The organism is Gordonia malaquae NBRC 108250 (genome assembly GCF_000344135.1).
Taxonomy (GTDB): domain Bacteria; phylum Actinomycetota; class Actinomycetes; order Mycobacteriales; family Mycobacteriaceae; genus Gordonia; species Gordonia malaquae.
The window spans coordinates 1-12,309 of the sequence record NZ_BAOP01000035.1 but is presented as its reverse complement, the minus strand read 5'-3'; the positions used below and the strand labels follow the sequence as shown (position 1 = coordinate 12,309).

The 12,309-nt window shown below is 66.9% G+C and carries 13 protein-coding genes; 6 read left to right on the top strand and 7 right to left on the bottom strand.

What is annotated here, in order from left to right; all coding sequences use genetic code 11:
• Nucleotide 1: 1 nt before the first annotated feature.
• From tatB to sigE, 4 genes are all read right to left on the bottom strand, one after another.
• On the bottom strand, nt 2-478 hold the full coding sequence (gene tatB, locus GM1_RS18100; RefSeq protein WP_008381248.1) for a Sec-independent protein translocase protein TatB: 477 nt from the start codon (nt 476-478) through the stop codon (nt 2-4).
• 20 nt (nt 479-498) lie between these two features.
• Nucleotides 499-1,914: a S1C family serine protease gene (locus tag GM1_RS18095; RefSeq protein ID WP_008381247.1), complete on the bottom strand. Its 1,416-nt coding sequence runs from the start codon at nt 1,912-1,914 to the stop codon at nt 499-501.
• A gap of 3 nt (nt 1,915-1,917) precedes the next feature.
• Nucleotides 1,918-2,154: an anti-sigma factor family protein gene (locus GM1_RS23020; RefSeq protein ID WP_223291366.1), complete on the bottom strand. Its 237-nt coding sequence runs from the start codon at nt 2,152-2,154 to the stop codon at nt 1,918-1,920.
• Between the two features lie 199 nt (nt 2,155-2,353).
• Nucleotides 2,354-2,977 (bottom strand): RNA polymerase sigma factor SigE, encoded by a 624-nt coding sequence (sigE, locus tag GM1_RS18085; protein ID WP_040520649.1) that lies wholly within the window; start codon nt 2,975-2,977, stop codon nt 2,354-2,356.
• A gap of 225 nt (nt 2,978-3,202) precedes the next feature.
• Here sigE and GM1_RS18080 point away from each other — a divergent pair, with 225 nt between their 5' ends.
• Nucleotides 3,203-3,853 (top strand): O-methyltransferase, encoded by a 651-nt coding sequence (locus GM1_RS18080; protein WP_008381236.1) that lies wholly within the window; start codon nt 3,203-3,205, stop codon nt 3,851-3,853.
• A gap of 28 nt (nt 3,854-3,881) precedes the next feature.
• On the opposite strand, the gene manB is transcribed toward GM1_RS18080, so the two are convergent.
• The 3 genes from manB to rfbD are packed head-to-tail and all read right to left on the bottom strand — an operon-like array spanning nt 3,882 to nt 6,798.
• Nucleotides 3,882-4,955 (bottom strand): mannose-1-phosphate guanylyltransferase, encoded by a 1,074-nt coding sequence (gene manB / locus GM1_RS18075; RefSeq protein WP_008381235.1) that lies wholly within the window; start codon nt 4,953-4,955, stop codon nt 3,882-3,884.
• Nucleotides 4,956-4,992: 37 nt separating this feature from the next.
• The gene (locus tag GM1_RS18070; protein ID WP_008381234.1) at nt 4,993-5,880 is read right to left on the bottom strand and encodes a glycosyltransferase family 2 protein; all 888 of its coding nucleotides are present in this window, start codon (nt 5,878-5,880) and stop codon (nt 4,993-4,995) included.
• A 9-nt stretch (nt 5,881-5,889) separates the two neighbouring features.
• On the bottom strand, nt 5,890-6,798 hold the full coding sequence (gene rfbD, locus GM1_RS18065; protein ID WP_008381233.1) for a dTDP-4-dehydrorhamnose reductase: 909 nt from the start codon (nt 6,796-6,798) through the stop codon (nt 5,890-5,892).
• 135 nt (nt 6,799-6,933) lie between these two features.
• Here rfbD and GM1_RS18060 point away from each other — a divergent pair, with 135 nt between their 5' ends.
• The 5 genes from GM1_RS18060 (at nt 6,934) to GM1_RS18040 (ending at nt 12,106) form a co-directional block, all read left to right on the top strand.
• Nucleotides 6,934-8,700: an LCP family protein gene (locus tag GM1_RS18060; RefSeq protein WP_008381232.1), complete on the top strand. Its 1,767-nt coding sequence runs from the start codon at nt 6,934-6,936 to the stop codon at nt 8,698-8,700.
• 23 nt (nt 8,701-8,723) lie between these two features.
• Nucleotides 8,724-9,410 (top strand): TIGR03089 family protein, encoded by a 687-nt coding sequence (locus GM1_RS18055; RefSeq protein ID WP_008381230.1) that lies wholly within the window; start codon nt 8,724-8,726, stop codon nt 9,408-9,410.
• 25 nt (nt 9,411-9,435) lie between these two features.
• Nucleotides 9,436-10,386 carry an LLM class F420-dependent oxidoreductase gene (locus GM1_RS18050; protein ID WP_008381228.1) on the top strand — a complete coding sequence of 317 codons (951 nt, stop codon included), beginning with the start codon at nt 9,436-9,438 and terminating at the stop codon, nt 10,384-10,386.
• 158 nt (nt 10,387-10,544) lie between these two features.
• Nucleotides 10,545-11,606 (top strand): GGDEF domain-containing protein, encoded by a 1,062-nt coding sequence (locus tag GM1_RS21735; protein WP_157436169.1) that lies wholly within the window; start codon nt 10,545-10,547, stop codon nt 11,604-11,606.
• Nucleotides 11,603-12,106 carry a GGDEF domain-containing protein gene (locus GM1_RS18040; RefSeq protein ID WP_008381224.1) on the top strand — a complete coding sequence of 168 codons (504 nt, stop codon included), beginning with the start codon at nt 11,603-11,605 and terminating at the stop codon, nt 12,104-12,106. Before GM1_RS21735 ends, GM1_RS18040 begins: the two co-directional genes overlap by 4 nt.
• Nucleotides 12,107-12,309: the final 203 nt, after the last annotated feature.

Here is a 12,309-nt window from a genome sequence, read left to right as displayed (position 1 = left end):
TCTAGGTGGCGTCCCAGTCGGTGTAGTCGTGGGTCCGCTTCACGGTGGATGGGCCAGAGGTTCCGGACGGGGTGGCTGGTGAGCCGAGCTTGGTCAGATCAGGGCCCGGAGAGTCTGAGGGGGCTGCAATGGACTGATCCGGAGCGGCACCGACTCCTTGGATGTCGAGAGTGTCGCGGACCGAACGGCCGAGGTCGTCGACCGCAGTCGAGTCCCCACCGAGGAGGTGCTTGGTGACGATGCCCTTGGGAGTCATCTGGCGCAGTTCGTTGATCTGCTGGATCGGTTCACGGAACTGCTCGAAGTCCGTGCCCATCTCGTCGCGGAGCTGGCCTGACGCTCCGGTGGCGTAGTCACGGACCTTCCGGATGGACTGCAGCGTCCACGACACCGCGCCGGGCAGACGCTCCGGGCCGAGAATGATCAGGCCTGCGGCCAAGAGCACAACGATCTCGCCCCAACCGATACTGCTGAACATCGTTAACGCCCGATCATCTTCTAGTCGCTGACCGGCGTGATCGAACCGTTGAAGGTCCGACCATCACGCCAGTAGGTGAACTTCACCGCATCATCGATCTTCGAGGTACGGACGGCAACCGTCAACTCGTCCGCTCCTTCGATGGCGCGGCCGTTGAAATTCGTGATCACGTCGCCTTCGCGGAGCCCGGCACGAGCGGCCGGGCTCCCCTGCGCGACATCGCGTACGGCAGCACCGAACACCCTGTCGTTGCGCACGGTCGCCGCGGAGACGCCGATCGTCGGGTGATTCATCTTGCCGTTCTTGATCAGCGATTCGATGACGGGCTTGGCCTCGTTGATCGGGATCGCGAACCCCAGACCGATCGAGGTGCCGCTCGGAGCGAGCGCCGCGGTGTTCACACCGATCACACGCGCCTTCGAGTCCACGAGTGGGCCACCCGAGTTGCCGGGGTTGATCGACGCATCGGTCTGGATCGCGTTGATCACCGCGTCCGTGTCCGACGTCGCGTCAGGACGCAGCGGAACCGGGCGATCGACAGCACTCACGATCCCGGAAGTCACCGTCTTCGCCAGACCGAGCGGCGCACCGAACGCGACGACGTCCTCTCCTATCTCGAGCTTCGACGAGTCGCCGAGAGTCGAGACGGTCAGGTTCTGGACGTTGTCGACTTTGATCACGGCGAGGTCCGTCTTCGGGTCGCGCCCGACGAGCCGAGCGGGGATGCGCGTCCGGTCCGAGAACACGACTTCCAGCTTCGCGCTGCGATCGGTGGCGGCACTGGTGATGACGTGATTGTTGGTCGCGATGTACCCGGACTTGTCCAGGACGAAGCCCGATCCGGTCTCACCGCTCGTCGCGGTGCGCACCTCGATCGTCACGACTGCCTTCGCCATCGCTCCGGCGACTCGCGACACGCGTGTCGCGCCCTCACTGTTGTCGTTCGACGAATCGTCGACGTTGAGCTTGACCGAGTCTGAGTTCAGCGGTGTGACGACCTCAGCGGTCCACCGCCCGATGAGACCACCGCCGAGGCCGATCAGCAGTGCGACCATCGCAAGCGTCGCCAGCGCCCAGCCATGGACGCGCTCACCCGACAGCAGGTCACGGATTCCGAGCTTCGGCCCGGGCGTCGACGGCTCGGCCGCCGCCACCGGCTGCAGAGCGGGAGCGTCCAACGACGCGCCGGCGCTCGGGTCCCGCCACGGGTCGGCAGGCTCGTCGGGTGTCTCGTCGATCGGCACCGCATGAGGATCACGCTGGAGCGTCTGCGTCTCGCCGTCTGGGCGTCCGAACGCCTCGCCCAGGACTGGATCCGGCGCTGCGATCGTCGGTTGCGGACGCTCCGTAGCGGGGGACTTGTCGAAAGAGCCGGTGACACCCGACGGCCGTCCGAAGACAGCCTCGTCACGCGATTGCGGTGTGAGGTCGGTCACGAGTCAGCGGCCCCGACGGTTGAAACGGCCTGCACGACGCATGTCGATCTCCTGTGTAGGAATCTGGCACAACTGCCCGAGAAGGGACGCAGGTGCGGCCACGTCGTTCCCCGCGCGCAGCAACGACCGCGCACGAGCCTGATTCGCTACCTCGTCCGAACATCGCGGACACATCGAGAGATGAGCGTCGGCACGACTGGACGCAGACTGCGACAGCTCGTTGTCCACGTAAGCGACCACGGCCTCCACTGCGAGATGCTCAGTCGAGGCGAACTCCGATGATGGCCGGTGGTCCGGGTTAGGGGCGATCGACGAACTGATCGGAGCCCACCGATCGCTGGATGAACGCCGTGCGTGACCAAGGCCCACGAGCGCCGCCCTTCCCGACAGTGGCCGCACGCGCGACCCCAGATGATCTGTTCGGGCCCAGCTTACGCGATCAGACCTCACTGGCGACGGCGACCGAGCGACGGTCAGTCTGGCCGCGTGCCGCGAGGAACTCGCGGATGCCCTGGCGGCCGCGGTGGATACGACTGCGGACTGTGCCCATCTTGACGCCCAGCGTCGCGCCGACCTCCTCGTACGACAATCCTTCGATGTCGCACAGGACGATCGCTGCGCGGAACTCGGGCGCGAGCGAGTCCAGAGCGGCCTGGAGATCGGGGCCCAGATTCGCGTCGGCGTATGCCTGCTGCGGGTCGGGCGTGTCGGTCGGGATCTTGTCGTACGTCGACTCCAGCGCCTCCATGCGGATCTTGCTGCGGCGACGAACCATGTCCAGGAACAGGTTGGTGGTGATGCGGTGGAGCCACCCTTCGAAGGTGCCCGCCTTGTAGCTGGTCAGCGAGCGGAAGACGCGGATGAAGGTCTCCTGCGTCAGGTCTTCGGCGTCGTGCTGATTGCCCGACAGTCGGTACGCGAGGCGGTACACGCGGTCTGCGTGCTCGGTGACGAGTTCATCCCACGACGGCATCAAGTTCTTGTCGCCGGTCGCATCGAATCCCGCCGTGCCGCGGAATGAATCTCGCGTCGAATCGGTGGAAGTGCTCAGGGGAAGGCTCATCGGGTTGGTGCCAGTTCCTTTCTTCGCGGGAACACCGGCAGACGTCGTCTCGTATGACGCTGCAACGTCGGTGGGGCGATCAATATTCCGGACCATTGGCTATGAGCCTGTCCTATCGGAATGTGGGCGACCCCAGAGGCGGCTGAGCGTTTCCTGAGGAAGCAGAACTCCCTGGTCCGGCGTGGTGTGACAGTGCCCGACAAGCGGTGTGGCACCCTCATTCACATGACTGACACGAGCTCGCCCGATCCTGTCGCGCGCCTGAACTCCTACGCCGAGGCCGCCATCATCGAAGACGACGCTCTTGTGGGCGCGCGGCTGCGCGCAGAAGAGCTCGGCGCCACCGCGATCAGCCCGGCGACCGGAGCGTTGCTGTCACTTCTCGCCCGCACCGCGGGCGCTCAGCACGTCGTCGAGATCGGGACCGGGACGGGAGTCGGCGGATTGTGGTTGCTCGCGGGCATGCCGTCGACCGGAATCCTGACGACGATCGACCCCGAATCGGAGCATCATCGAGCGGCGCGCGAATCGTTCGCCGACGCAGACATCGCGCCCGGCCGCACCCGTCTGATCAACGGCGCACCGTCCGACGTTCTGACAAGGCTCGCCGACACCAGCTACGACCTGGTGTTCGTCGACGGCCCGCTGCTGTCGTACCCGGCGTTCATCACCGAAGCGGTCCGCATTCTCCGCCCGGGTGGACTGCTGGTGGTCAACAACGCCTCAGCTGGTGGCACCATCGACGACCCGACCGCCAAGGACCCGCGGACGCTCGCCGCCCGCGAGGCGGCGAGCATCGTCGCCGACGACGACCGGTTCCTGCCGGCCGTCATTCCTGTCGGGTCAGGGCTGCTCGCCGCGGCCAAGGCACGCTGACAGCGGTCCCTAGCCGTCGGTGTGACGGTTAGACGTCGGTCGAGAAGCGGATTCCGTTCTCGGGGATCGTGACCTCCGGCCACACGCGCGCGCCGCGGAGGAGTTCGCAGCGTGCGCCGATCGAAGCGCGGTCTCCGATGACGGTGTCGCGGACGAGAGCACCTTCACCGACGCGAGCGTCGAAGCCCACGATGCTGCGCTCGACGACGGCTCCGGCGTCGATGCTCGCACCGTCGAACACCACGGCTCCGTCGAGGCGAGCGCCTGCACCGATGGTCGCTCCCCGACCGACGACCGTTCCGCCGATCAGGACGGCGCCCCGGCCCACGTTCGCTCCGTCGAGGACGAGCGACTCGCCGCAAGCCTTGTCCAGCGCAGGTGATGGAGCGATGCCGCGCACCAGATCCGCCGATCCGCGAACGAAGTCCTCCGGGGTCCCCATATCGCGCCAGTAGGCGTCGTCGACGTGCGCGTGGATGTGGCGACCCTGCGCGAGAAGCGACGGGAACACCTCCCGCTCCACCGACACCGGACGACCGGAGGGGATCTCGCCGATGACGCTCCGGTTGAACACGTACGTGCCTGCATTGATCTGGTTGGTCGGCGGGTCCTGCGTCTTCTCCAGGAACGCGGTCACGCGGCCCGATGCGTCGGTCGGCACGCAGCCGAACGCGCGCGGATCCTTGACTCGCACCAGGTGCAGCGTGACCTCGGCCGCCGACTCCCGATGCGTTTGCACCACGTCGCGGATGTCGGTGCCGCCGAGGACGTCGCCGTTGAACACCAGCACCGTGTCGGCGGTCAGCGCGTCGTACACGTTGCGGATGCCGCCGCCCGTGCCGAGCGGCTGCTCCTCGGTGATGTAGGTGAGGTTGAGGCCGAGCGACGAACCGTCGCCGTAGTGCTCGGCGAACACCTGCGCCTGGTAGGACGTTCCCAGCACGACGTCGGTGATGCCCGCCTCACGGATCCGTGACAGCAGGTGGGTGAGGAACGGCGCGCCTGCTGTCGGGAGCATCGGCTTGGGCGCCGACAGAGTGAGCGGCCGCAGCCGCGTGCCCTTTCCCCCGACGAGGACGAGGGCTTGAACAGACGGGGTCACAGTGGTGTTCCTTCCATCAGATGTCTGGTGGGATCGATCAAGACTTGGCTGCGCGGCGTTGTTCGCGGAGGGCCGCAGAGACGGCGATCTTCGAACGCACGGCGAGTCCGGCGCGCAGGGCGAACCGGAGCGGCGCCCGCAGTGGACCCGGATTCCGGTCGGCAGTGAACCGGTACGCGCTGGCGTGGTGGGCCGGAATCATCTTCTCCGGATGCTTGCTCACCGAGTGACTCTTCGCGTGCAGAACCCGAGCCGATGGAACGTACACGTTGAGCCAACCCGCACGGCCGAGGCGATCACCGAGGTCGACGTCCTCCATGAACATGAAATAGCGGGAGTCGAACCCGTTGATGCTCTCGAACGCGCTGCGCCGCACGAGCAGGCACGAGCCCGACAGCCAACCGACGGGCCGCTCGGTTGTCGAGCCCGGCTCGACGCCGCCGTCGCGGTACGCCCTGGTCCACGGATTCGACTTCCAGACCGTTCCCAGGATCGCGTGGCCGGTCCCCGACACCAGGTCGGGCACCGCGCGAGCCGACGGATACACCGACCCGTCGACCTCGGTGACCAACGGGCCGAGGCTCCCGGCGCGGGGCCAACGGGCGGCGGCGGCGAGGAGCTCGTCCAGAGAACCTGGTGACCACTCGACGTCGGGGTTCGCGATCACGATGAACTCGATGTCGGGATCGAGTTCAGCGACACCCCGATTCATCGCCGCGCCGTAGCCGATGTTGCCGCCGCTGTCGACGAGCGTGACGTTGTCGTGCTCGGCGGCGGCCTTCTCGGGTGCGCCGTCGTCGGAGCCGTTGTCGGCGATGACGACGGGCACGGTGTGCGTCGACGCGTCGGCGAGCGTGCGCAGGAAGTTGTGGAGGTAGTCACCGGACGAATAGGTCACGGTCACCACCCCGAAAGGAGCAGTCACCGCGTCAGACTAACCCGATCGTGCGCCGCTGAGCGCGTCTGCGAGCGCGGCGTGCCATTCCCGAAGCGGCGTCAGACCCGCATCCGACCATGCCTGCCCGGACAGCACCGAATACGCCGGACGCGGTGCGGGACGTGGGAATTCGTCTGTTGTGCAGGGCCTGACACGTTCGGGATCCGCACCGATGGCGGTGAAGACGGCGCGGGCCAGATCACACCATGTCCCCTGGCCCGCGTTGGTCGCATTCAGCACTCCGCCGCCGATCGACGACGGGTCGTCGGTCAACCGACCGACGATCTCCCACAGCCCGGCGGCGAGGTCGGGAGCGTATGTCGGCGACCCGGTCTGGTCGTCCACCACGGTGAGCGTTTCGCGCTGCGCTTCGAGCGCGATCATGGTCGTCACGAAGTCGCGGACCGGCGGCCTGCCGGTGAACACCCACGCGGTCCGCACCACGATCACCGACGGATCGGCGGCAGCCGCCGCGAGCTCGCCGGCGAGTTTCGAGGCGCCGTACACGGTGCGCGGCTTCTCATGTCGGTCGTCTGCGGTCAGCGGGCGGTGCGGCACGTCGGGGCCGAACACGTAGTCGGTGGACACGTGCACCAGTCGGGCTCCGACCGCCGCCGTCCGCTCCGCAAGTCTGCGCGGGCCGTCGGAGTTCACCGCGAAGGCATCATCGCGGGCAGTCTCCGCGCCGTCGACGTCGGTGAACGCCGCGGTGTTGATCACGACGTCGCCTTTGTCCAGGCCGTTGAGAGCCCGGGCGACCGACTCATCGGATGTCAGGTCCACGTCGGACGACGTCAGACCGATCACCTCGACGGTCGAGGGAAGCGCGGGCGAGGCGAGCAGCGCCGAACCGAGCTGCCCGGCGGCGCCGATGACGTAGACGACTGGCGAGTTCACGCGGTCCATCGTGCCGTATCCCACAACCGCGCGACGCCGACCACGCCGGGACCGCCTCCGCGGCACCGGCCGCGGTCGCACGTATCCTCTGCAGTGGAGCTGCGGGACCACGCGGCGCACCGACTCGAAGGGACAGCTCAGCACGTGGATCAACGACGCGAAGACGCCCGGGACCCGCAGTCCCGCGACGACGCGCGCCCCCGACCCCGCGATGAGTCGCGCCCTCGACCCCGCGATGAGTCGCGCCCTCGACGACGTCGGCCCGCACCGGTCGACACCGGCGCCACACGTCGTCGGACGTCCGAAGAGATCCACACTCGTCCCCGTCGCCGCGCGACGGCCGAGCATGCGGGGCGCACGCCCAAGAAATCCGGTCCCCGGAGGCCTGCGCCGAAGAAGACGCCGCCCGGCTCCTTCCGCGAGGCCGTCACGACGTGGGCCACGCGTCCGGTCGCAGGGGTCAAACCCAAGTACATCGGACGGTCGTTCGTCGCTTTGCTCACAGTGATCGTGCTGGGGGTGACGGGGTTCGGCTGGAGCCGCGTCAACTCGCTGAACTCGGCTGTGACGCTCCTGGACGACATCGAACTCGGCAAAGGCGGCGACGACGGCGCGATCGACGTGCTCCTGGTCGGCACCGACTCGCGCACCGACGCCAAAGGCAATCCACTCTCCGACGAGGAGCTCAAGTGGCTTCGCGTGGCCGGCGACATCACGACGAGCACCGACACCATCCTGCTGATCCGCATCCCGACCGACGGATCCGCCGCCACTGCGGTGTCGATTCCGCGTGACTCGTACGTGGAGGTCCCCGGTCTGGGAAAGAGCAAGATCAACGCGGCGTACGGCGCCACCCGCGAGGAGGTCCGCATCCGAGAAGTGGAGTCGGGCGCTTCGGAGGAGGCTGCAGAGGCCGCAGGCGCGAAGGCAGGACGGCAGGCGCTCATCGACTCGGTCGCCAACCTGACCGGGGTCACCGTCGATCACTACGCGGAGGTCGGCCTGCTCGGATTCGCGCTGCTCACCGACGCGGTCGGCGGCGTCGAGGTCTGCCTCAAGCACCGAGTGAACGAACCGTTCTCGGGTGCACGCTTCCGCAAGGGGCGTCAGACGCTGAGCGGTCCGGAAGCACTCAGCTTCGTCCGGCAGCGCCACGACCTTCCGCGCGGCGACCTCGACCGCATCACTCGCCAGCAGGTGTACATGGCGTCGCTGGCCCAGAAGATCCTGTCATCGCAGACCCTCACCGACCCGGGCAAGCTCAGCGAACTGCAGGACGCCGTGTCCCGGTCGGTGATGATCGACGACGGATGGAACATCATCAGCTTCGCCGAGCAGTTGAAAGACCTCTCCGGCGGCAACGTGAAGTTCACGACCATCCCGATCGCGGACGATCAAGCGTGGAGCGACGACGGCACCCAGAGCGTTCTGGGCGTCGACCCGGACGCTGTGCACACGTACATCACCAAACTCCTCGGCAGGACGTCTCCGTCGACACCCTCCAACCCTCGCAACGGTGTGAAGGTGGACGTGGTGAACGCTGGCACCGTCGACGGCCTGGCGTCGAACGTCGCAGGGGTCCTGGCGCGGCTCGGATACACGAAGGGCACGACGTCGTCGAAGCCGATCAACGAGTTCGACTCGATCGTGTTCGCGAAGTCCACCGACAGCGACGCCGCCAAACAACTCGTCAAGGATCTCGGCGGGAACATCGAGATCCGTGAGGACTCGTCCCTCGGCGACGACCAGCTTCGCGCTGTGCTGACCAACACGTACACCGGTGCGGGATCGATTGTGCAGACCGGCGACCAGGGGCAGGACGACCAGTCCGCGTCCCCGACCACTTCGTCGACGGCCACCACCAGTCCGGTGATCAAGGCCGACACCGACGGCCCGGTCTGCGTCAACTGACGGTCGTCGACCAAGATGGCACCATGACCGACACCGTCACCGGACTCGTCCTCGCTCGCATCACCGACTATGCGCGACCGCTGTTCACCTTCTACGACGAAGCCACCGGCGAACGCACCGAGCTGTCGGGCGCGACGCTCGGCAATTGGGCGGCGAAGATCGCCAACTACCTGAGGGACGAGATCGGCGTGGCACCCGGCGACGCCGTCCGCGTCGACCTCCCCGAACACTGGCAGACCGCCGCGGTCCTCCTCGGCGCGTGGTGGGCCGGCGCGCACGTCCTCGTCGGGGACTCCGACGGCGAGCCGCTCGTGGCGTTCGTGACACGCGACGGAGTGAACGCCCACGATGCAGACGAGATCGTCGTGGTACCTCTCGATCCGTTCGCGATGGGCGCCCGCGATCTGCCGATCGGGGTCAACGACTTCGGTGACGCAGTCCGTACGCACGGCGACCAGTTCCGGCCGTCCGGAGCAGGTCCTCTCGCCGTCGACGACCGGACGACCACGTCCGTCGCGTCGACGCCGACAACCGTCTCCGACGGCCAACGCGTGGTGTCGACACGGTCATGGTCGACCGCTGACGGGATCGTCGAGAACTTCGCCGCTCCCCTGCTCGCCGGAGCGTCGCTCGTCTGGGTGCGCGGCGCCGACGACCCGCGCCTCGCCGACCTCGCCTCGACCGAGAAGGCCGACGTCACTCTCACGTAGCCCGATGAGTGAGTAGCGTGGTCGCATGACGCTGCTCGGTTACCAGATCCCGAATTTCACCTACCCCGACGTTCCAGCGGAGAAGCTGTTCGCGACGATCGTCGCGCAAGCCGTCGAAGCAGAGGAGTCAGGCTTCGACACCGTGTTCGTGATGGACCACTTCTATCAGCTGCCGATGATCGGGACTCCCGACCAGGAGATGATCGAGTGCTACACGCTGCTGTCGGCGCTCGCGCAGCACACCTCGAAGGTTCGACTGTCCGCGCTGGTCACCGGTAACACCTACCGTGAGCCGGCGCTCCTCGCGAAGACGGTGACCGCCCTCGACGTCGTGTCCGGCGGCCGTGCGCAGCTCGGCATCGGTGCAGGCTGGTTCGAGCAGGAGCACGACGCGCTCGGGTTCACGTTCGGCACGTTCACGGATCGGTTCGAACGGCTCGAGGAGTCGCTGCACATCGTGCTCGGCATGCTGCGCGGAGAGCGTCCGTCGCTCGACGGCAAGTGGTACACGGTCCGCGATGCGATCAACTCACCTGCTCCCCTGTCGCGGATCCCGGTGATGATCGGCGGCGGCGGCGAACGCAAGACGTTGCGGATGGTCGCCCAGTACGCCGACGAGTCGAATCTGATCTGCGCCCCGGAGGACATCGGACGCAAACTCGCCGCGCTCGACGAGCACTGCGAGCGACTCGGGCGCGATCGCTCGGAGATCACCGTCAGCCTGCAGACCTACGCCTGCATCGCACCGACGCACGACGAGGCGGTCGCCGAGGCCGACGCCTTCATCGCACGGACTCCGCAGGCGGCTCCACGCCGCGCGAGCATGATCGTCGGCGATCCCGACGAGGTCCGCGCACGATTCGAAGCATTGAAGGAGTCCGGCGTCGACGGCTTCTCGGTGAACCTGATGGCGAACGGCCACATTCCGGGACGGGTAGGCCTGCTCGGCGAAACGCTCTCGCCGATTGTGAACTGACGGCTGCGCTTCAGCGCCGATTCGACCGGTGGCGCGAAGCTGAGACTCCCCGGGCGAGAGCCACTGCACGGCTCGTAGACTGTGGCAGCGGCTCGGCCCCGTACGAACCGCGACTCCCTCCCTCCAGAAAGTCCACGTTCGTCATGCTTCGTCGTGCTGTGAATCCCCGTTCGGACGAGTTCATGTCCGCATACGTCGACGCCGGACGCTGGTACAAGGCCGAGATCGCGATCATCATGTTCGGCGCCGTCGGCGGGCTGTACGTGTTCGAACGGTTGTTGTTCGAGGACCCGGCGCCGATGGTCAACTCGTGGCCGTCAGTGATGATCGGTTTCGGGCTCGCCAACGCACTCAGACTGGCCAGTTGCTTTCGGTGGGCAGTTCCGACATGGTCGACGGCGCTCTTCATCACATCCGTGTACATCGACGTCGTGTGGCTGATGGTCATTCGGGCAGTCGCAGTGAACGACGGCCATGACGTTCTGCCGATCATCGTGCCGGTTGCATTTCTCGCCAGCCTGCTCATCGTCCACATTCGCTACGTGATCCTGGTACCCGCGATGCTCGCAGGCTTCGCCATGATCGCCGGCATCGAACTGTTCGCCGTTCCGAGCAGCGGACCGGGTCTGTTCGATCTCATGACCAGCGGCGCCATCATCGTGGTCCCGTTGATCTCTGCGCGGTTCCACGAGCAGCAGACGCGGCTCACGTGGGAACGCGAGCGTCGACTCGACGAACTCTCGATGACGGATGCACTGACGGGCCTGGCCAATCGGCGGGCGTTCGACGCCCGAATAGCCGCGGCACTGGCCGAGGACTCCCCCGTCGCTCTCGCGGTTCTCGACGTCGACGACTTCAAAGTCCTCAACGACGCACTCGGACACGCCGCGGGCGACGACACGCTCCGGACGATTGGACGGTTCCTGACCGGCTCGATCACCGATGAACGCGTGTTCGCAGCACGGTTGTCGGGCGAGGAGTTCGCCGTGGTGTGGTCTGGCTCGGGTCGATCGGGGGTGATCGAGGACGCCGAGCGGCTCCGGAGCGGGATCGGCGCACTCGAGTTGCCATCGGGTCGGGCCGACGCTGGAGTGACGATGTCGGCCGGCGTCGTCTGGTTCGCGCCGCCGACCTCCGACGAACCCGGGCGCAGTCCGTCGCCTACCGCAACTGGCGGAGATCGCACGAGCTTCGAGTCGCGGCTCGGGTCGACGCGGTGACAGGGCTGCCCAACCGACGCCAGTTCACCGAGGACGTGGAAACACTCCTGCGCGAGTTCCCTGACGCCCTCGTCACCGCAGTGATGCTCGACGTCGACCATTTGAAGCAGTACAACGACGCCTACGGGCACCCGGCGGGCGACCGCTGCCTTCAGCGGATCGCCGCCAGTGTGGGCGCCGCCAACGGACCGGAGACTGCGACGTTGTACCGATTGGGAGGAGAAGAGTTCGCTGCACTGATCACCACCGGAACGATCACCGACGCCGAGGCGGCCGCACAGATGATGGTCGATGTCGTCGCTGCCGCAGGCATCGAATCGGCCGACCCTCGTCGGCCGGTGACTGTTTCGGCAGGACTGGCTGTGGTCTGCCAGGACGACGATCTGAACGCAATGATGGCTCGCGCCGACGCGGCGCTCTACAACGCAAAACGCACCGGCCGGAATCGTCTCGTCGTCGACAGGTCAGGCCTGTCCGAGACGTCCGACCAGTGCGTGTGACCGGTCTTCCCACCCTTGAGCGACGCGGCCGCTGCCCCTTGAGCGAGCGCGACTCCCCGCACCCCGAGCAAGCACGACACCCCAGCTCCTTGAGCGAGCACGACACCCCAGCTCCTTGAGCGAGCTTGCGAGTCGAAAGGCCCTCGCGTGCAAGACCTTTCGACTCGCTGCGCTGTGAGTATTTGGGGTGGTCGACCTGGGAT